The 20,012-nt window shown below is 67.3% G+C and carries 16 protein-coding genes; 9 read left to right on the top strand and 7 right to left on the bottom strand.

The window, feature by feature from the left end; translation table 11 throughout:
• Positions 1-5: 5 nt before the first annotated feature.
• The 3 genes from AC5P88_RS18290 to AC5P88_RS18280 all read left to right on the top strand — a co-directional run bounded on the left by AC5P88_RS18290 (position 6) and on the right by AC5P88_RS18280 (position 2,643).
• Positions 6-1,601 (top strand): sensor histidine kinase, encoded by a 1,596-nt coding sequence (locus tag AC5P88_RS18290; RefSeq protein WP_495225702.1) that lies wholly within the window; start codon positions 6-8, stop codon positions 1,599-1,601.
• Between the two features lie 70 nt (positions 1,602-1,671).
• Positions 1,672-2,013, top strand: coding sequence for a type II toxin-antitoxin system prevent-host-death family antitoxin (locus AC5P88_RS18285; RefSeq protein ID WP_099553994.1), 342 nt, complete (start codon positions 1,672-1,674; stop codon positions 2,011-2,013).
• Between the two features lie 3 nt (positions 2,014-2,016).
• Positions 2,017-2,643 (top strand): ATPase, encoded by a 627-nt coding sequence (locus tag AC5P88_RS18280; RefSeq protein WP_106548621.1) that lies wholly within the window; start codon positions 2,017-2,019, stop codon positions 2,641-2,643.
• Between the two features lie 97 nt (positions 2,644-2,740).
• Here the strand turns inward: AC5P88_RS18280 and proP are convergent, their stop codons facing one another.
• A complete protein-coding gene (proP, locus tag AC5P88_RS18275) occupies positions 2,741-4,231 on the bottom strand; it encodes a glycine betaine/L-proline transporter ProP (RefSeq protein WP_106548620.1) in 1,491 nt (496 codons plus the stop codon).
• Between the two features lie 505 nt (positions 4,232-4,736).
• On the opposite strand from proP, the gene AC5P88_RS18270 reads away from it, so the two are divergent.
• Positions 4,737-5,153 (top strand): host attachment family protein, encoded by a 417-nt coding sequence (locus tag AC5P88_RS18270; RefSeq protein ID WP_495225701.1) that lies wholly within the window; start codon positions 4,737-4,739, stop codon positions 5,151-5,153.
• 60 nt (positions 5,154-5,213) lie between these two features.
• Here the strand turns inward: AC5P88_RS18270 and AC5P88_RS18265 are convergent, their stop codons facing one another.
• Entirely contained in the window at positions 5,214-5,414 is a 201-nt protein-coding gene (locus AC5P88_RS18265) for a hypothetical protein (protein WP_495225700.1), read from the bottom strand.
• Between the two features lie 212 nt (positions 5,415-5,626).
• Here AC5P88_RS18265 and AC5P88_RS18260 point away from each other — a divergent pair, with 212 nt between their 5' ends.
• Positions 5,627-7,978, top strand: coding sequence for a GH92 family glycosyl hydrolase (locus tag AC5P88_RS18260; RefSeq protein WP_495225699.1), 2,352 nt, complete (start codon positions 5,627-5,629; stop codon positions 7,976-7,978).
• A 377-nt stretch (positions 7,979-8,355) separates the two neighbouring features.
• Here the strand turns inward: AC5P88_RS18260 and AC5P88_RS18255 are convergent, their stop codons facing one another.
• Together AC5P88_RS18255 and AC5P88_RS18250 are read right to left on the bottom strand one after the other, a co-directional pair.
• Entirely contained in the window at positions 8,356-9,729 is a 1,374-nt protein-coding gene (locus AC5P88_RS18255; protein ID WP_495225698.1) for a sensor histidine kinase, read from the bottom strand.
• Positions 9,722-10,396 carry a response regulator gene (locus tag AC5P88_RS18250; RefSeq protein WP_106548616.1) on the bottom strand — a complete coding sequence of 225 codons (675 nt, stop codon included), beginning with the start codon at positions 10,394-10,396 and terminating at the stop codon, positions 9,722-9,724. The genes AC5P88_RS18255 and AC5P88_RS18250 overlap by 8 nt, the downstream gene beginning before the upstream one ends.
• Positions 10,397-10,458: 62 nt before the next feature.
• Here AC5P88_RS18250 and AC5P88_RS18245 point away from each other — a divergent pair, with 62 nt between their 5' ends.
• Genes AC5P88_RS18245 through AC5P88_RS18235 form a run of 3 tightly spaced genes read left to right on the top strand, consistent with a single transcriptional unit; the run spans position 10,459 to position 15,955 of the window.
• Positions 10,459-11,706, top strand: coding sequence for a TolC family protein (locus tag AC5P88_RS18245; protein ID WP_495225697.1), 1,248 nt, complete (start codon positions 10,459-10,461; stop codon positions 11,704-11,706).
• On the top strand, positions 11,703-12,881 hold the full coding sequence (locus AC5P88_RS18240) for an efflux RND transporter periplasmic adaptor subunit (protein ID WP_495225696.1): 1,179 nt from the start codon (positions 11,703-11,705) through the stop codon (positions 12,879-12,881). The genes AC5P88_RS18245 and AC5P88_RS18240 overlap by 4 nt, the downstream gene beginning before the upstream one ends.
• A complete protein-coding gene (locus AC5P88_RS18235) occupies positions 12,878-15,955 on the top strand; it encodes an efflux RND transporter permease subunit (RefSeq protein WP_495225695.1) in 3,078 nt (1,025 codons plus the stop codon). The genes AC5P88_RS18240 and AC5P88_RS18235 overlap by 4 nt, the downstream gene beginning before the upstream one ends.
• 165 nt (positions 15,956-16,120) lie before the next feature.
• Here the strand turns inward: AC5P88_RS18235 and AC5P88_RS18230 are convergent, their stop codons facing one another.
• Complete coding sequence (locus AC5P88_RS18230) at positions 16,121-16,864, bottom strand: SDR family oxidoreductase (protein WP_495225694.1); 744 nt, start codon at positions 16,862-16,864, stop codon at positions 16,121-16,123.
• Positions 16,865-16,970: 106 nt separating this feature from the next.
• On the opposite strand from AC5P88_RS18230, the gene AC5P88_RS18225 reads away from it, so the two are divergent.
• Positions 16,971-17,903, top strand: a complete 933-nt coding sequence (locus AC5P88_RS18225; RefSeq protein ID WP_495225693.1) for a LysR family transcriptional regulator — start codon at positions 16,971-16,973, stop codon at positions 17,901-17,903.
• Between the two features lie 20 nt (positions 17,904-17,923).
• Here AC5P88_RS18225 and AC5P88_RS18220 read toward each other — a convergent pair whose 3' ends face one another.
• Both AC5P88_RS18220 and AC5P88_RS18215 read right to left on the bottom strand, forming a co-directional pair.
• Positions 17,924-19,291: a heavy metal sensor histidine kinase gene (locus AC5P88_RS18220; RefSeq protein WP_495225692.1), complete on the bottom strand. Its 1,368-nt coding sequence runs from the start codon at positions 19,289-19,291 to the stop codon at positions 17,924-17,926.
• Positions 19,288-19,986 carry a heavy metal response regulator transcription factor gene (locus tag AC5P88_RS18215; RefSeq protein ID WP_495225691.1) on the bottom strand — a complete coding sequence of 233 codons (699 nt, stop codon included), beginning with the start codon at positions 19,984-19,986 and terminating at the stop codon, positions 19,288-19,290. The genes AC5P88_RS18220 and AC5P88_RS18215 overlap by 4 nt, the downstream gene beginning before the upstream one ends.
• Between the last annotated feature and the right edge of the window lie 26 nt (positions 19,987-20,012).

The raw sequence follows: 20,012 nt of genomic DNA, 5'->3' as shown, positions 1-20,012 counted from the left end.
GCGGCATGGTCCGCCCGACTGAAGGTCTCCACGCTGCCGGCATGCGTGGGCCCGTGCCTCCTGCGCTGCGCATGCATGCCCGGCACGATGGCATGGCCGCGCGCATCGCCCGCCACGACTGGTCGTCCACGCCATTGGGCGCGATCGAGCGCTGGCAGCCGCACCTGCGCGCCACCGTCGACCTGATGCTGGCCCATGGGTTCCCGATGATCGTGCTGTGGGGCGAGCAACTGGTGCAGCTCTACAACGATGGCTACGCCGAGATCCTGGCCGACAGGCACCCCGGGGGGCTCGGCCAGCCAACCCGCGAGTGCTGGCCCGAGGTCTGGCACATCAACGGGCCGCTCTACACCCGCGTCTGGCAGGGAGAGACCCTCACCTTCGAGGACAAGCTGTATCCGCTGGCCCGGCAGGGTCGCCTGGAAGACATCTGGTTCACCATCACCTACAGCCCGATCCGCGGCGAGGAAGGGCGCATCAATGGCGTACTGGTGACGATGTTCGAGACCACTCCCGCGCACGTGGCCCAGGCCGCGCGCGAACGCGAGGAGCAACGCCGGCGTGAAAGCGAGCGGCGCCTGGAGCTGGCCTTCAAGGTGCTGCCGGTGGGTCTGTGCATCGTCGATCTGGAAGGCAACATGGTGCTGTCCAACGACCAGATGCGTGCGTACCTGCCCAGTGGCAAGGTGCCTTCGACCGATGCGGAGAACCAGCATCGTTGGCGGGGGTTGCATCCGGACGGCTCCACCATCGGGCCCGAGGACTTCGCCATCGCCCGTGCGATGCGCGGCGAAACGGTGGTGCCGGGGCTGGAGTTCCAGTACCTGCACGACGATGGCCGGGTGCGCTGGACGCGGGTCGCTGCAGCGCCGCTGCGTGATGCCGATGGAGGGGTCAGCGGGGTGTTCGCCATCGCCGTGGACATCGACGATCTCAAGCGCGCCACCGAGCGCCAGGCGGTGTTGCTGGCCGAGCTGCAGCATCGGGTGCGCAACATCATGTCGACCATCCACGCCATTGCGTGGCGGACCCGCGAGTCGGTCGGCAGCGTGGATGAGTATGCCGAGCGGCTGTGCGGGCGACTGATGTCGCTGGCGCGCACGCAGAGCCTGCTGACCCGTGGCGCCAACGCAGGCGTCTGCCTGCGCGGCATGCTGGATGAGGAGATTGCAGCGCAGACACCGGCGGCCGCGGTCTATCACCTGCGGGGCGAGGACGTGCTGCTGCCGCCCAAGGCTGCCGAAGTGCTGTCACTGGCGATCCACGAGCTGGCCAGCAACGCGCTGCGGCACGGCGCGCTGACCCATGAGGACGGCCGCATCGAGGTGTCCTGGAACCTGCAGATCCAGCAGGGACAGCCATGGCTGGGGCTGCACTGGTGCGAGCGGCATGCCGAGGTGCAGGATTGGGAGGTGCCTCACCAGCGCGGCCTGGGCCGGGCCCTGATTGAGCAGCGCGTCCCCTACGAGCTGGCCGGCAGTGGCGAACTGCGCTTTGCACCACAGGGCCTGGACGCCTGGATCCGATTCCCCCTGCGCGAGCGCGACAGCCTGCTGCAGACCGATGCGCCAGGCGTTGCGGCGGACGGTTCCGGCAGGTAAAGGTGCATTTATCCCCAATTGGGCCAAATTGGGCATAATGGCCTCAATCGCCCTCGTCTGGAGCCGTGCCATGACCCTGCCGCTGGATCTGCCTGGCCTCGAAAAGGCCCCGGCCTCGTCGGTGAAGACCCGCGGCTGGCCGAGCCTGATGCGCACCGTGCGCGAGAAGCAGGCGCTGGTCATCACCAACCACAATCATCCGGAAGCGGTGATCGTGGATATCCGCACCTATCAGGAGCTGCTGGCCAAAGCCGCCGGCAGTGATGCCGGTGAGCGCAGCGAAGAACTGCTGCGCCTGCGCGGTGAATTCGACCAGACCCTGGCCAGCCTGCAGCGCGGGGAGGGGCTGGGCAAGGTTCTGGGCCAGCCGATCCGCCGCGGTCGCAAGGTCACCCTCGGCCGTCCGCTCTGACCGATGGGGCGGATCCTGGTGTTGGCCGGCGTCAACGGCGCCGGCAAGAGTTCGCTGCTGGGCACCTGGCTGGAAGCCGAAGGGCTGAGCTGGTTCAACCCTGATTCCTTCACACGTCGCCTGGTGGAGGCCGGCTGGCCGCTGCCCGATGCCAATGCCGAGGCGTGGCAGGAAGGCACCCGCCGCCTGCGCCAGGCCATGGCCGATGGCACCGACTTCGCCTTCGAGACCACGCTGGGCGGCAACACCATTCCGCGGCTGCTGCGCGAGGCCTGCGCACAGCACCAGGTGGCGATCTGGTTCTGCGGGCTGGCATCGGTGGAGCTGCACATTGCCCGCGTTGCCGCACGAGTGGCGGCGGGCGGGCATGACATTCCGGTCGAGAAGATCCACGCCCGCTTCGACTCGGCGCGCGAGAACCTGCTGGACCTGCTGCCGCACCTGGCCGAACTGCATGTCTACGACAACAGCGCCCCGGCCGATGCCGAGGGCTGTGTCGAACCGCTGCCGGTGCTGGCGATGGCCAATGGCCAGCTGCAGTACCCGGTCTCGGTGGCCGAACTGCTGCACACCCCGGACTGGGCCAAGCCCATTGTGATGCGCGCGATGGAGTTGAACACCTCCCGGTAGATCCACGCCATGCGTGGATGGCGTATCGCCGCTCCCTTGTAGCGCCGAGCCCATGCTCGGCTGAACACCCGAAAAGCAGCCGAGCGTGGGCTCGGCTCTACATAGCCGGCTTCACCTGATCGGGCTCCGCACCCTCCGGCAACGGCGGCAACGCCGGGTCCACCGTCACGGGCACATCGCTCTTCAACAATGCAGCAGCTTCCTTCTCGCTACCCACCGCCGGCGGCGAACCGCGCAGCGGCAGGCCGGCGGTTTCCTTCACGAACAGCATGGTCACCAGCCCGATTACCGCCGCGCCCATCAGGTAATAGGCCGGCACCAGCGGATCGCCGGTGCGCTCCACCAGCCACGCGGTCACCAGCGGCGTGGTGCCGCCAAACAGCGACACCGACACATTGAACGCGATCGACAACGCGCTGTAGCGCACCGGGGTATAGAACAGCGCGGGCAGCGTGGACGGCATCGAGCTGGTGAAGCACACCAGCGCCAGGCCCAGCAGCATCAGGCCCAGGAAGATCAACCCGTCATTGCCGCTGCCCACCAGCAGCAGGCAGGGCACCGCCAGCACCAGCAGCGCGATGCAGGCACCAATGATCATCGGCCGGCGGCCCAGCCGGTCACTGAACAGTCCGCCGACGATGTTCAACGGCATCATCACCAGCATCACGATGATGATCAGCAGCAGCCCCTTGCTCTCGGCATAGCCCATGGTGACGCTGAGGTAGCTGGGCATGTAGGTCAGCAGCATGTAGTCGGTGACGTTGAACACCAGCACCAGGCCCATGCATACCAGCAGCTGGCGACCGTGCACCTGGAACAGCGCGCCCAGCCCGGGACGATCGTGCTCGCGCTTCTCGGCTTCCTCGGCGAAGGCACGGAAAGCCGGGGTTTCCTCCAGTTTCATGCGCATGTACAGGCCGAGCAGTCCCAGCGGGCCGGCCACCAGGAATGGAATGCGCCAGCCCCAGTCCAGCATCTGCCCGCTGCTCAACAGCATGTGCAGCGCGGTCACGGTACCGGCGCCGGCGATGTAGCCGCCCAGCGTGCCGAACTCCAGCCAGCTACCCATCAGGCCGCGGTTGCGGTCGGTGGAATACTCGGCGATGAAGGTTGCCGCGCCGCCATATTCACCGCCGGTGGAAAAGCCCTGCACCACGCGCGCCAGCAGCAACAGCACCGGTGCCCAGATGCCGATGCGCTCATACGAGGGAATCAGGCCGATGGAAAACGTGCCCAGTGCCATCAGGATCATGGTGAACGCCAGCACCTTCTGGCGGCCGTAGCGATCACCCAGCGGGCCGAAGACCAGGCCACCCAGCGGCCGCACCAGGAACGCCACGGTGAAGGTCGCGAAGGCAGCGATCACCTGAGCAGTGGGATTGCTGGACGGGAAAAACACCTGGCCGATGGTGACGGCCAGATAGCCATAGACACCGAAATCGAACCACTCCATGGCATTGCCGAGTGCGGCAGCGCCGACCGCGCGCTTGAGCATGGGCTTGTCGACGACGGTGATCTCGTCGACCTTCAGGTGGCGGCGGCGCTTGAACCAGCCGAAATGGGCATGTGCCTCGGGCGTGTCCTGCATGGGGGCTCCCTTGGAGATGTGGAATGGGGAAGGCGGCACGCGTGGATGCACGCGCACGGCAACGCACCGCCGTTGCGGCGGAAACATGGCAACGCGATTACGGCGGCGCAGTCAGCGGCCGGGAATCACAGCGATTCGGGAAGTGGCAGGCGACGTGCCTGCGGGCGTCATCCGCCAGGATCCAGCGCGAGGCGATGGATGGGCGAAGCGGGAACATCCGTGACAAGAGCAGGCGTGACAAGAACAAGCGTGGCAAGCGAAGCGCCGGTCGGCAGTGCTTCCCACGTAACAGGTGCGCCCGTCACGTAGTGGGTCGTGTCGATCATCCGTTCATCATAACGGCACGTGCGTGAGCATGCAGCGAAGCGCGCTGATCTGCACGCTGTGTTCCATCGTGCCTGTTCATCTGCACGGCGGTGATGACATGCGTTGAACGGAATCTGGCCGCACTGCTCACACGTCGCCCTCTACGTTGGAGGCGAACGCAACAGAGAAGGAGCGTCGCATGACCCGTCGCATTCCCGAAGGTACGCTTGTGGTTGTCGCCGATGGTGGCTCGGCCCGTGTATTCATCAACGTTGGCAGTGATCACCAGCTGGCCTTGAAGCAGGAAGGCGAACTGCGCCTGCAGGACATCAGCGAACAGGGTGTTTCCGGGCAGGGACCGGCCGGTGCCGTGCCGAAGGACATGTCCATCTCCCAGCTCAATGAAGCCACGTTTGCCAAGCAGGTGGCCGAGCAGCTCAATGATGATGCGTTGAACAACCGCTACGCACACCTGGTACTCGTGGCCGACCCGACCACGCTGGGGCGCATCCGCCCGCTTCTGCACAAGGAAACCCAGGCACGCCTGCTGGGCGATATCGCCAAGGACCTGACCAATGCGCCGCTGGCGGATATCCAGAAGGCCATTGCAGCGTAGGCGGGCCGAAGAGCTTCCTGTAGAGCCGAGCCGTGCTCGGCTGTCCAGACCGTGTTGCCCTCACCGCAACGGGTAACCAGCCGTGGCGGTTGTGTTCCAGCAGCAGGCAGCCCGGTCGCCGGTGACCAGCAACCGCAGGATGGTGTAGTGAACCTGTGGAGGTTGCGAGGTGGTGGGCGTAGTGGGCGGCGCGGCGTAGCCAAGTATTGCGAAAGCCAACGGGCTTTCCATCACGATCCATCGTGCAACGCGGATGTTCATGCGTGCTCTCCCGGGAGTGGGCGCAGGGTGGGGCGGCATCGGTTCCACAGCAAGTGCCGTCACGGGGCGAAAAGCGAAGCCTTGTACGGCTGCGCTTAGCTTGGGAAGCGTCTAGCTGGGGGTGTGAACCATGGAGGGGCAGGTGGCCGCACTGCAACATGCGGCATGGGAAGTCCGGTGCTAGGATCCGGCTATCATCTGAATCGATCCAAATGCCGATGCCCACGCTGGACCGTCGTCTCCTGATCGCTGTCGCCGCCACGGTGATGCTCGCTTCCGGCCTGGCTTCTGCCGCTCCTGCCAGAACTGCCGCTGACAAGGCCTACGCCTCGGTCGATCCATTCATCGGTACCGGCGGCGAGGGCCATACCTATCCGGGTGCGACGGTGCCGTTCGGCATGGTCCAGCTCAGCCCGGATACGCGCATCCAGCCACGCGAGAAGGCGTATGGCTGGGCGGCCGGCTACCGCTACGACGACAGCAGCATCGTCGGCTTCTCGCATACGCATTTCTCCGGTACCGGCCATTCGGATCTGGGCGACATCCTGCTGATGCCGTTCACCGGCAACCCCGGCCTGGAGCGCGGTGATCCGGACAAGCCCGGCAGCGGCTACGCCTCGCGCTTCCGCCACGACGATGAAAAAGCCGAGCCGGGCTACTACGCGGTCACCCTGGACGATTACAAGGTGCGTGCCGAGCTGACCACCAGCGCGCGCGCGGGCGTGCATCGTTATGCGTTCCCGAAAGGCGCCGACGCCAAGGTGCTGCTGGACATGCGCACCAGCATGTACGACTACCCGGGCAAGATCCTGTGGTCGCGAGTACGGGTGCGCTCCGATGGCACGGTGACCGGCTTCCGCGAGACCCGTGGTTGGGCCGCCGGCCGCCAGCTGTACTTTGCGATGCGCTTCTCGCGCCCGCTGTCGGGCCACGAACTGCACAACACCGAGCAGGAGATCGTCTACAAGGGCTTCGCGCCCCCTGGCGAGAAAGACCCGAAGCAGCGTGCCCAGATCGAGGGACGGCAGCTGGTCGGTACCTTCAACTTCGGCAAGCTGGATGCACCGCTGGTGGTGAAGGTGGCGATTTCGCCGGTCAGCGAGGCCGGGGCCATCGCCAACCTCGATGCCGAAGTGGCCGACTTCGATTTCGACCGCGTGCGCGCGCAGGCGAAGCAGGAGTGGACGCAGGCGCTGTCGGTCCTTGATATCGACGCCCCCGAACATGCGCGCCGCAGTGCGTACACGGCGCTGTACCACACCCTGCTGGGGCCGACGCTGTTCATGGATGCCGATGGCCAGTACCGCGGCTCGGACAATGCCGTGCATCAGGCCAAGGGCTACACGAACTACTCCACCTTCTCGCTGTGGGATACCTACCGGGCGCTGCATCCGTTGCTGACCCTGGTGCAGCCGGAGAAGCGCAACAGCGATTTCGTGAACTCCATGCTCGCCCATCATGAGCACAGTCCCTATGGCATGCTGCCGGTGTGGTCGTTCCACGGGCTGGAAGACTGGTGCATGATCGGCTACCACGCGGTGCCGGTGATCGCCGATGCCTACGTGAAGGGCATCCGTGGCTTCGACGCCGACAAGGCGTTGAGGGCGATGGTCGAGACCGCCAACTACGGTCCATATGATGGCATCGCGCAGTACCGCGAGCTGGGCTACGTGCCGATCGACGAGGAGGGCGAGGCGGCCAGCAAGACGCTGGAGTACGCCTTCGACGACTGGACCATCGCGCGCATGGCGCAGGCGATGGGCAAGGCCGATGTGGCGGCGACCTTCGACAAGCGTGCCGGAAATTGGCGCAACGCGTTCGACAAGGACACCGGCTTCATGCGTGCGCGCAAGCGCGATGGCAGCTTCCGCGAGCCGTTCGATCCCAGCGCCAGCGGCTACGGCACCGACTACACCGAGGGCAACGCCTGGCAGTACTCCTGGTACGTGCCGCAGGACGTGGCCGGGCTGGCCGCAGCCCACGGGGGCAGCGACAAGCTGTTGGCGCGGTTGGACGATGTGTTCAACGCAAAGGTGGATCCGTCGATCTTCGCGCACATGGAAGACATCACCGGCCTGATCGGCTGGTATGCGCACGGCAACGAGCCCAGCCACCACGTGGCCTACCTGTATTCGTACGCGGGACAGCCGTGGCGCACGCAGGCACGCCTGAAGCAGATCATGGATACCCAGTACGCCGACCGGCCCGATGGCCTGGCCGGCAATGACGACGTGGGCCAGATGTCGGCGTGGTACGTGTTCACCGCGCTGGGTTTCTACCCGGTGGCTCCTGGCTCGGGTGAGTACATCCTCGGCCGCCCGTTCCTGCCGAAGACCGCGATGCGCCTGCCCAACGGCAAGACCTTCACCATCGTGGCCGACGGGCTGGATGACGCGCATACCTATGTGGGCAGCGTGAGCCTCAACGGCAAGCCGTTGCAGCGCACGTTCCTGCGCCACGACGAGATCCTGGCCGGTGGCGAACTGCGTTTCAGCATGCAGGCCGAGCCCAACAAGGATTGGCCGGGGCAGGGGGCGCAGGCCCCGTATTCGATGAGCCGGTGATGCGTTGATGGTGGGTGCCAACCTTGGTTGGCACTCGGGAGATCAACGGCGCCAACCAGGGTTGGCGCCTACTCAGGCATGCCGCCAACGCCAGCCGAGCATGGGCTCGGCTCTACAGGGGGTGTTCTGTAGTCGCCAGGTGAGAGCAACCCCGCTTGGTGGGTGCCAACCTTGGTTGGCGCACGAGGAGATCACCATTGCCAACCAAGGTTGGCCGCTACCAGGGCATGCCTGTCGAGCAACCCCGCTCTGGTGGGTGCCAACCTTGGTTGGCACTCGGGAGATCAACGGCGCCAACCAGGGCTGGCGTCTACTCAGGCATGCCGCCAACGGCAGCCGAGCATGGGCTCGGCTCTACAGGGGGTGTTCCGTAGTCGTCAGGTGAACCGCAGGCTGACCCGCGCGCCGCCGATGGGGGCGGTGTCGATCGCCAGTGCTGCGCCATGCCGTTGCGCGATCTCGGCCACGATGGCCAGGCCCAAACCACAGCCGTCGCCTTCGCTGCTGGCGCGGTAGAAGCGTTCGGTGACGTGGCTTCGTTCGGCCGCGGGGATGCCGGGGCCGTCATCGTCCACCCACACCTGCACGCCGTGGGCATCCTGCCACACACCCAGGGTAACTACGCCGCGCATGGAGCCGTAACGCAGCGCGTTGTCCAGCAGATTGCCCAACGCCTCGCGCAGCAGCTGCGGCTCACCCTGTACCTGCACGCCGTCATCCGGGCCGTCGTAGCCCAGGTCCGCGCCCGCGGCCAGCGCCCGGTCGGCATAGCGTTCGACCACGCCCCGGGCGAGTGCGGCCAGATCCACAGGCTGCAGTGACAGCGCGCTGCCCTGCGATTCCTCGGAGCGGCTGAGCAGCAGCAGTTGGTTGACCAGGTGCTGCAGCCGTGCCAGCCCGGCCAGCGTGCCGGACAATGCCAGTTGCTGCGCCTGCGGATTATGCTGGCGCAACGAGCTTTCAAGTTCCACCTGCATCGCCGCCAGGGGCGTGCGCAGCTGGTGCGCGGCATTGCTGACGAAACGCCGCTGCGCGGCCTGCATGGCGTCCAGGCGTTGCAGCAGCGCGTTGTAGGCCTCTACCGCCGGCCACAGTTCGCGCGGCGCTTCCTGCGCCGGTTCCAGGGGCGCAAGCGGGTCCGGGCGCGGGCTGGCCAATCGCCGCGCGACCTGGTTGGCGTGCCGAGCGGCGGCGCCGGTGCCCGACCAGGCCAGCCATGCGGCCAGTGCCAGGATCGCGGTCTGGAACGGGATGCTGGTCATCAGCAGCTTGCGTTCCAGGCGATGGCGCTTGCGCAGCGTTTCGGCCACGCGCAGGCGGATGTCATGGCCTGGCCCGGCGCTGACCACCACTTCCACCATGCGCACCGCCTGGCCGCGCAGGCGTGCGTCGTAGTAGACCGCGTCGCTGCCATCGGCGGCGACGGTTGGGCGCGGCAGTGCCTCGGGCAGATCGCCGTACAGGCGCCCGCCCGCGGCATCGACCACCTCGCCATGCACTTCGTCGGCGGTGTCCCAGGTGAACATGCGCGAGACCGCCGGCGTGATCTCGATGGAGACTTGGTCGTCCTGCACCTTCACCAGCTCGGACAACGACATCGCCGAGTCCAGCAGCCAGCGATCGTAGACCTGGCCGGCATAGAAGCGGGCCAGCGCGAACGAGCCGACCGCGCTGCACAGCATCAGTACCAGCAGCGGCAGCCACAGGCGACGCAGCAGCAGGCCGCGCAGGCTGTGCACGCGCTCAGTCACCGCCGGCCTCCAGGCGATACCCGAGGCCGCGCAGCATGCGGATGCCAACGCCGGCACGCGCCTGTTCCAGTTTGCGGCGCAGGCGGCTGACGTGCACCTCGATCACCGACAGGTTGGCTTCGTGGTCCCAGCTGTACAACGCATCGAACAGGCGCTGCTTGGTGACAGTGCGACCGGGATGCTGCATCAGCGCCTCGACCAGCGCCAGCTCGCGCGCGGTCAGTTCGATGCGCTGCCCATCCACCTGTACTTCATTGCGGATGCTGTCGAAGCACAGGCGCCCGAGCCGCTTCTGCGCCGGCGCGTCGCTGCGCCGGCGTGACAACGCGCGCAGGCGTGCTTCCAGCTCACCCAGTGCGAACGGCTTGGCCAGGTAATCGTCGCCACCCCGGTCCAGCCCAAGGATGCGGTCTTCCACGCCGTCGCGTGCCGTCAGGATCAGCACCGGCAGGGTGACGCCATCGTTGCGCAGCCGCGACAGCAGATCCAGGCCATCGACGTCGGGCAGCGAGAGGTCCAGCACCATCACGTCATACGGTGCGCTGGCCAACGCTGCGGGCGCGTGCAACCCACGCGAGAGGTGGTCGCATAGATGACCGGCGCCCTGCAGGGCGCGGATAAGTCCATCGGCCAGAGCGGCATCGTCTTCGATCAGCAGGATTCGCATTGCAAGCTTCGTGCAAGGTTGAGGCAAGTTTGGCGCAAGTGCGTCACCTTACCGTGACGCGCATGAACTTCTCCTCTTGTCTCGTGGCCGTACTCGCCACTCTTTGCTGCGCGCCCTCGGCTTCGGCGTTGTCCCTGCAGGAAGCACAGCGTGCAATGGAAGCACACAACCCGGACCTGCGTGCGGCGGCACTGGAGCTGCGCGGCGTGCAGGGCGATGCGCAGACGGCCGCGCTGCGGCCCGCAGCCGAGCTTTCGATCGGCAGCAGCAAGATCAGCCCCAAGCATGGCATCGGCCCCGGACGCTGGCAGGACAAACGGGTGGACAGCACGCTGGGCCTGGGCTGGACCTGGGAACGCGGTGGCAAGCGCGCACTGCGCGTCCGCCAGGCCGATGCGCTGCTGGAAGTGGCCGGGCTGGAGATGCTGGATACCCGGCGCCGACAGCAGGTGGCGCTGCATGAAGCCTACTTCGGCCTGAAGGGCGCACAGGAGCGGGCGCAGATTGCCGAGGCCAACCGCCAGAGTTCGGCCGAACAGATGGCCGCTGCCGACAAGCAGGTCGCAACCGGAGCGATGGCGCCCGTGGATCGTGCGCGGCTGGCGGTGGACGACCTTGCCGTCGCCGACGCGGCACGCGAGGCGGCGCTGGATCTGCGCGATGCGCGGCACACGCTGGGCCTGTTGCTCGGCCGCGATGACAGCGGCGAGCTGAGTGCCGATGACGCGTGGCCGGACGCCGCCGGTGTGGCCGGTATGCGGGCATTCGATCCGCAGCAGCGCGCCGATCTGCGCGCGGCGCGCTCGCGCCTGGCCGCCGCCGATGCCGGCGTGGCGCTGGCACGCAGCGAGCGCCACCGCGATATCCAGCTGGGCGTGGAGGCGGAGCGGGAACCGACCGATATCAACGGTGTCACCTGGGGCGTGTCGTTGACCATTCCACTCGGCGGCCCATCGCGTGCGCGCGGTGCCATCCAGCGTGCCGAAGCCGACCGTGACAGCGCGGCGCTTGAGCTGCAGGTGCGGCAGCGCGAAGCGCGCTCCGAGCTGGACCAGTTGCTGGCCAGCGCGCAGGCCGCCACGCAGCGCCGCACCGACTATGAAGGCCTGCACGCCGACGCCGCGCGCAAGGCGGTGGAGGGCATCGAGCTGGCGTACCGCCGTGGCGCCGCCAGCCTGACCGACCTGCTGGATGCACGCCGTAGCTGGCGCGACTTCGAGGGCGCGCTGATCGAAGCACGCGCCGACCATGCCATTGCCCTGGCGCGCTGGGAAGCCGCCACATCCGTTGCTGAAGGAGAATCCCGATGAAGTCCACTGTCGCCCATCGCCTGCGGGCGCGACATGCCGTGCTGCCGGCGTTGCTGGCGCTGGCCCTGCTCAGCGGCTGTGGTCGTGAGCCGGCCTCGTACACCGAGGATGCGCCGCAGGTCAGTGCCGGGCAGATCCAGTTCCCGGCCGACAGCCGCCAGCTGGATGTACTGCGGAGCGAGGCCGTGACCGCCGGTGCCAGCGCCAGCCTGCAGCTGCCGGGCCGGGTGGTCTGGGATGAAACCCGCTCCAGTGCACTGCGTACGCCGCTGCCGGGGCAGGTGGCGCGGATCGAGGCGCAGCCGGGGCAACAGGTGAAGGCCGGCCAGGTCATCGCCTGGATCACCTCGCCGGAATTCGGCCAGGCCCAGGCCGAAGGCGCGCGTGGTCGCGCGGAACTGCAGCAGGCGCGCAAGGAACTGGAACGCACCCGCGAGCTGCACGCCGCGGGCGTAGCGTCCGGGCGCGAGCTGGATGAGGCCGAGGCCAGCTTCGCCGGCAGCCAGGCCGATCATGCGCGCGCAACCGCCTTTGCCAAGGCCTATGGCAATGGCCAGCACGTCGATCAGCGCCTGCCGCTGCGCGCGCCCATCGATGGCGTGCTGGTGGAGCGGCGGATGAGCCCGGGCATGACGGTCAGCCCGGACAGCGAGCAGCCGTTGGCGGTGATCGGCGATCCGGATCGCCTGTGGCTGCTGCTGGACATTCCCGAAAGCCTGGCCGGGCGCCTGAAGGCCGGCATGCAGGTGAGCGTGCCCGGCGCCGACGGCACGCCCCTGCAGGCCACGCTGCAGCACGTGGACGACTTCGTCGACAGCGAACGCCGCGTGGTGCAGGCGCGCGCAGAGCTGGACAACCGCACCCGCGGATTCAAGGCCGGGCAGTACGTGCGCGCACAGGTGGCGTTGCCGGCCGAGGGTGGCGTCACCCTGCCGGATGCGGCGGTGCTGCTGATCGATGGCAGGCAGGTGGTGTTCGTGGAAGAGGGCAAGGGGCGCTTCGTGCGCCATGCGGTGTATGCCGAAGAACTCGGTGACGGCCGCCTGTGGGTACGCGAGGGCCTGGTTGCCGGCAGCCGGGTGGTGGTCGAGGGCGGGCTGCTGCTGCAGCAGCTGGTGGACAGCGCACCGGTTGCTGCGACCACCGGCAGCGGCACGGGGCACGCCGCGCCATGATCGATCGCCTGATTGCCTATTGCCTGCGCCAGCCGTTGATGGTGATGCTGGCGTTGCTGTTGTTCATCGGCGCCGGCATTGCCGCGTTCCGCGTGCTGCCGGTGGAAGCCTTCCCGGACGTGTCCGACACCCAGGTGACCGTGGTGTCGCTGCACCCCGGTCGTGCCGCCGAAGAGGTGGAGCGCGAGGTGACGATGCCGCTGGAGGTTGCGTTGTCCGGCATCCCGCATTCGGTGCGGGTGTTCTCGCATACGCAGTTCGGCCTGTCGATGATCATCCTGACCTTCGATGACAAGGCCGATGACTATTTCGCGCGCCAGCAGGTGCTGGAGCGCCTGCAGGGCGTGGAGCTGCCGGAAGGGGTGACCCCGGAGCTGGAGGCGATGAGCTCGGCGGTGGGCGAGATCTACCGCTATGTGCTGAAAGGCCCGCACATGACGTCCACCCAGCTGCGCACCACCCAGGAATGGGTGATGGAGCGCAGCCTGCGCACGGTGCCGGGCGTGGCCGATGTGATCAGCTTTGGTGGCTTCGCGCGGACGTTCCAGGTCAAGCCGGACCTGGACAAGCTGCGCGACCGCGGTATCAGTCTCGGCGAGTTCGCCGAAGCGCTGGAGAAGGGCAGTTCGAATGCGGGTGGCGGCTATGTGGAGCGCGGCCAGCAGCAGTTCCTGATCCGCGGCGTGGGCCTGATGCGTTCGCCGGCCGACATCGGCAACGTGGTGGTAGCGCAGCGTGGCGGAACGCCGATCCTGGTACGCGATCTTGCCGGCATCGCCGACACCGGCCTGCCCCGGCAGGGCCTGGTCGGGCAGGACGACAACGACGACGCGGTGTTCGGCATGGTGCTGATGCGCAAGGGCGAAAATCCGTCCGATGTGCTCGACGCCCTGCATAAGCGCATCGCCGAGATCGAAGCGAACCAGCTGCCGGCCGGGGTCAGCATCGAGCCGTTCTACGACCGCTCGTGGCTGGTCTCGACCACATTGAAAACCGTGTTCCGCAACCTGCTGGAAGGTGCGGTGCTGGTGTTCCTGGTGCTGTGGCTGTTCCTGTACAACGCCCGCGCGGCGCTGATCGTGGCGGCGATGATGCCGTTGGCGCTGCTGTCGACCTTCCTCGGCCTGCACCTGTGGGGCGTGCCGGCCAATCTGCTGTCACTGGGCGCGATGGACTTCGGCATCATCATCGATGGCGCGGTGATCGTGACCGAGCACATCGTTTCGCGACTATCGAAACTGCCGCCCAACGCCGACAGGAAGACACGCTTCTCGACCATCCTCTCGGCGGCATCCGAGGTAGGCCGGCCGACGTTCTTCTCGATGCTGATCATCATCGCCGCGCACATCCCGATCTTCACCCTGCAGCGCCAGGAAGGCCGCATGTTCGCACCGATGGCCTACTCGGTGACCTCGGCGCTGATCGGTGCGTTGATCCTGGCGCTGACCGTAGTACCGCTGTTCTGCTTCTGGTGGCTGCGGCGCGACCGCATGCGTGACGGCAATCCGCTGATGGACCGCCTGACCGGTTGGTACAAGCCGGTGCTGGAGCGCGCCCTGGCGCGACCACGTGCGGTGGTGCTGACCGCGGTGGCGCTGCTGGTCGCCACGCTGGCGCTGGGCACGCGGCTGGGCTCGGAGTTCCTGCCGGAGCTGGACGAGGGTTCGATCTGGCTGACCGCCACGCTCGACCCCAGTACCAGCCTGGCCGAGGCGCAGCAGCAGTCGCGGCGCATCCGCGAGCTGGTCGGCACCTTCCCGCAGGTGTCGACGGTGGTGGCCAAGCTCGGCCGCCCGGAAGACGGCTCCGATGCCAAGGGCGCCAACCAGATCGAGGCACTGGTAGCGCTGAAACCGGAGAAGGAGTGGCCGAAGGGCGTGGACAAGCGGCAGCTCGTGAGTGACCTGCAACGCACCCTGGAGCAACGCATTCCGGGCCCGGAGTTCTCGATCTCGCAGCCGGTGCGCGACAACATCCTGGAGAGCATTTCGCAGATCAAGGGCCAGGTGGTGATCAAGGTCAGTGGCTCGGACCTGGAGGTGCTGAACCGGCAGGCGCAGGCCATCCTGGCCCAGGTGCGCGGCGTGGAGGGCGTGGAGAGCGCCTTCATCGACCGTGATGGCTCGCTGCCACAGCTGCAGATCGAGATCGATCGCGACCGTGCCGTGCGCTACGGCCTGAACGTGCGGGACGTCGACGAGGTGATCGAGACCGCGCTGGGCGGACGTCAGGTGGGCGAGCTGTGGGAGGGCGACCGCAAGTTCCCGATCACGTTGCGCCTGGACGACGCCGACCGTGACCTGCAGCGCCTGCGCACGGTGCCGGTGGGCATCGGCGATGGCCATGCGGTGACGCTGTCCGACGTGGCCGACTTCCGCATGGCCAGTGGCGCGATCAACATCTCGCGTGAGAACGCACAGCGGGTGAAGGCGGTCAGCATCTTCATCGCCGGGCGTGACATGGGCAGCGTGGTGGCCGACATGCGCAAGCGCGTGGATGCGAACGTGCAGCTGACCGAGGGCTACCGGCTGGAGTGGTCCGGTGAATTCGAGAACCAGCAGCGCGCGATGAAGCGGCTGGGCTGGGTGATTCCGTTGTCGGTGCTGCTGATCTTCGTGCTGCTGTTTGATGCCTTCAAGGACATCAGCAGTGCGGCCCTGATCCTGGCCAACGTACCGTTGGCGATGATCGGCGGCATCCTGGCGCTCTGGCTGACCGGCATTCCGCTGTCGGTGTCGGCGGCGATTGGATTCATCGCCTTGTTCGGGCAGGCGGTCTTGAACGGGGTGGTGATGCTCAGTCGATTTGCCCAGCTGCGCGAACAAGGCATGGACCTGCTGCAGTCGGTGGTGCAGGGCTCACTGCAACGCCTGCGCACGGTGCTGATGACCGCGTTGCTGGCGATGTTCGGCCTGCTGCCGATGGCGACTTCGCACGCGATCGGTGCCGAGACCCAGAAACCGCTGGCGGTGGTGGTGATCGGCGGCCTGCTGTCGGCGATGCTGCTGACCCTCTTGGTGCTGCCCACGCTGTACTACTGGGTGCACCGCCGCCGCGAGGCCCGTTCCGCCTGACCACACTGTAGAGCCGAGCCCATGCTCGGCTGCTCGTGGCGCGAAGACTAGAAGCAGCCGAGCATGGGCTCGGCTCTACAGGGGCCCTACGTGCTGCGTGGATACGATGGGCTGCCACGGGTTCCCAGGTAGATCCACGCCATGCGTGGATGCCCTCCGCGCGATCTAGACCATCCCGCCGTTGGCGCGCAGCACCTGGCCGTTGATCCACCCGCCATCGGTGCTGGCCAGGAATCCGACCGCACCGGCGATGTCCTCGGGCGTACCCAGCCGTTCCAGGGGATTCAGCTTGGCCAACCGTTCGATCAGCTCCGGCGATTTGCCTTCCAGGAACAGGTCGGTGGCGGTGGGTCCCGGTGCCACTGCGTTCACGGTGATGTTGCGCCCGCGCAGCTCCTTGCTGAGGATCGCGCCCATCGTCTCCACCGCCGCCTTGCTGGCTGCGTACACACTGTAGTTCTCCAGCCTGATGCCGACCACGCTGGTTGAGAGGGTGATCAGGCGGCCATCGTCGCGCACCCGTCGTGCGCTTTCACGCAGCACATTGAAGGCGCCCTTGAGGTTGATGCCGATCACCCGCTCGAACAGGGCGTCGTCGGTGTCGGCCAGTGGTGCCAGCTGCAGCACGCCGGCGCTGTTGACGACCACGTCGATGCCGCCGAAACGGGTGTCGATGGCATCGAACAGCTGGCGCACCGCCTTCGGGTCTGCCACATCGGCCTGCAGGGTGATGGCCTGCGCGCCGGCTGCGTTGAGTTCGGCAGCCAGCGCCTCGGCGTCGTCACGGCGCCGGGCGTAGTTGATCGCGACCGCGTAGCCATCGGCCGCGAGCCGACGTGAGATGGCGGCGCCGATACCGCGGGAGCCGCCCGTGACCAGGGCGACGCGGCGGACGGGGGGAGTAGGCATGGTGGATTCCAGCGGGGCACGCCGGAGCGGCGCAGGACCATCTTCGCCACATCGAGTGTCCGGATAATCCTGCATAATCCGCCAACATCATCCGGAAACTCGAACAATGGACCGTTTCACGGCAATGCGCGCCTTCGTCCGTATTGTCGAGCGCCGCAGCTTCACGCGTGCCTCCGAAGACCTGGGCCTGCCGCGGGCCACGGTGACCGATGCGATCAAGGCGTTGGAAACGCGGTTGGGCGTGCGCCTGTTGCACCGGACCACGCGGTTGGTGGTACCGACGCTGGAAGGTGAGGCCTTCTACGGCCGTTGCCTGCGCCTGATCGCCGACATGGACGACGCTGAAGCCGCGTTCCGTGACGTACCCCCGCGCGGCCCGCTGCGAATCGAGGTGCATGGCACGCTGGGGCGACATCTGCTGCTTCCGCACCTGCCGGACTTCCTGCAGCGCTACCCGGAGATCGAGCTGGAGGTCAGCGAGGGCGACCGCTATGTGGATCTGCTGCGTGAGGGTGTGGACGCGGCGCTGCGGGTCGGCGCGCTGGCCGACAGTGATCTGGCGGCGCGACGGTTGACGATGCTGCGTGAGGTCACGGTGGCCTCGCCAGGCTACGTGCAGGACAGGGGCCTGCCGGGCAGCCTCGAATCCCTGCTGGAAGGCCACGAAATGGTCGGCTATCGCTCCAGTGCCACCGGCCAGCTGATTCCGTTGGAGTTCCAGCAAGGCATGCAGGTGCGTTATGTGCCGCTCCCCGCACGGGTGCGTGTTTCCGGCGCGGATGCGTTCCTGGGCGCCGCGCTGGCGGGGCTGGGAATCATCCAGGCACCGCGCTACCGGATGGACCCGTACATCGCGCGTGGGCAACTGGTCGAACTGCTGCCGGAGGTGCCGCCGACGCCGAGTCCGTTGAACCTGGTCTACCTGCGCAGCCGCACGCCATCGCCACGCCTGCGGGTGTTCATCGACTGGGTGGCCGGGGTGTTTGACCAGACAGGGGTTGCCGGCCAGCGGCCGGCACTACCGAAGCTGCGCTCCTGAGACGCCGCGACGGGCCGGCACTACCGGGCTGCGGCGCTCGGCAGCACCAGTTCGAATGCGGTACCGGTTTCGTTGGAAACAACGCTCACGCTGCCACCGTGTGCCTGCGCAATGGCCCGGGTGATCGCCAGGCCCAGCCCGGCGCCTTCATGGCGGCCACGCTGGCCGCGATAGAAGCGGTCGAACAGCCGCGGCAGCGCTTCTGCGGCAATCGGCATGCCAACGTTGTGCACGCTGATCCTGCACAGGCCCTCGGACTCGACCAGCCGCACCTGCACTTCGCTGCCTGCGGTCGCGTGCTTCAACGCGTTCGAGAGCAGGTTGGCAATGGCCCGGTGCAGCATCAGCCGGTTGCCCTGGACCTGCGCGGTGCCTTCACGGCGCAGGGCCAACTGCTGGTCATCGGCCAGCGGTTCGTAGAACTCCAGCAGGGAATCGACCACGGCATCCAGCGCCACCCGCTCGCGCGAGGGCAGGGCGCCCGGTGCCTCGGCCTGTGCCAGGTACAGCAGGTCACCCACGGTCTGTGCCAGCTGCTGCAGTTCCTCGGCACACGACGCCAGTGTCTCGCGGTAGGCCTCGTTGCTGCGCGGATGCGCGAGCACCACCTGCACCTGGGTCAGCATGTTGGTGATCGGCGTGCGCAGCTCGTGGGCGAGATCACCGGAGAACTCGGTCAGTCGTGCGAAATCCTGCTGCAACCGCGCGAGCATGCCGTTGAGGGTCTGTGCCAGCTGTTCCAGTTCGGCCGGAGCACTGCGTGCACTCAGTCGGCGCTGGAGCCGGCCGGCGGTGATCTGCCGGGCTTCATCGGCCAGCGTACGCAGCGGCCGCAGCGTGCGTCGCACCACGTAGCCACCGAGCAGGCTGCTGGCCACGGCGGCGCCAATGATGGCGATGGCCAGCAGATGGCGGAAGCGCTGCAGGAAATCGGCATGGCGGTCGTCATCAATGGCCAGCAGGGTCACCAGCTGGCTGCCGTCGGCCAGGATCTGCCGTAGGTACAGGGCGTGCATGCAGCGACCATCAGCAAGGATCCAGTCGTGCCGCCGTGGCGCGGTGTCGATGGGCTGGCTGCGTGCGTGCTCGCGCAGCAGTGCCGGCGCGGTGGAGAACAGCACGGTGCCGCGGTCATCGGCGATGTGGAAGGCGATATCGGGATGGTGGCCGAGGGCCTCTGCCAGCCGCTGCCCGCGCGCGGATCCAGGTCCATTGCCGGCCAGGTCGCGTATGAGCGCGACCTTGTTTTCCAGCTCGACGAAGTCCTGCGCCACCAGATCGTGCCGGGCGCTGACATAGATCGCCACGCCCAATGCAGCCAGCACGAGCGTGGCAACGGTGGCGAACAGCAGCGTCAGCCGTACCGCAATGGAACGGCGCAGGCTCATCCGTTGCCCACCGCGCCGTCGTCCGGCGCCTCCAGCACATAGCCCATGCCGCGTACGGTGACGATCAGCTTGGCGTCGAAGCCGTCGTCGATTTTCGCGCGCAGGCGGCGGATCGCCACGTCGATCACGTTGGTATCGCTGTCAAAGTTCATGTCCCACACCTGCGAGGCGATCAGCGAGCGCGGCAGCACTTCGCCGCGACGGCGCGCGAGCAGCTCCAGCAGGGTGTACTCCTTCTGGCTGAGGGCGATGCGCTGGCCGTCGCGCTCGACCCGCCGGCGCAGGGTATCCACCACCAGGTCGGCGATGACGATGCGCTCGGCCTGCGGCAACGCCTGGCCGCGGCGCAGCAGGGTACGCACGCGCGCCAGCAGTTCGGCGAAGGCGAACGGCTTGGCCAGGTAATCGTCGGCACCCAGCTCCAGGCCCTGCACGCGGTCGGCGATGCTGCTGCGCGCGGTCAGGAACAGCACCGGCAGCTGCCAGCCCGCCTCGCGAAGCCGCGACAGCACGTTCCAGCCATCGAGGCCGGGCAGCATCACGTCCAGGATGACCAGCTGGTACTCGCCACTGCCGGCCAGGTGCAGTCCATCGATGCCGTTGCAGGCGAGGTCGACCACGTAGCCGGCCTCAATCAGGCCCTGGCGCAGGTAGTTGCCGGTCTTGGGTTCGTCTTCGACGATCAGCAGTTTCATGGTGCGCCCATCATCGCAGCTTGGGC

It is taken from the genome of Stenotrophomonas sp. YJH_SMC_8, assembly GCF_059371315.1.
This window is presented reverse-complemented; position numbering and strand designations above follow the sequence as displayed.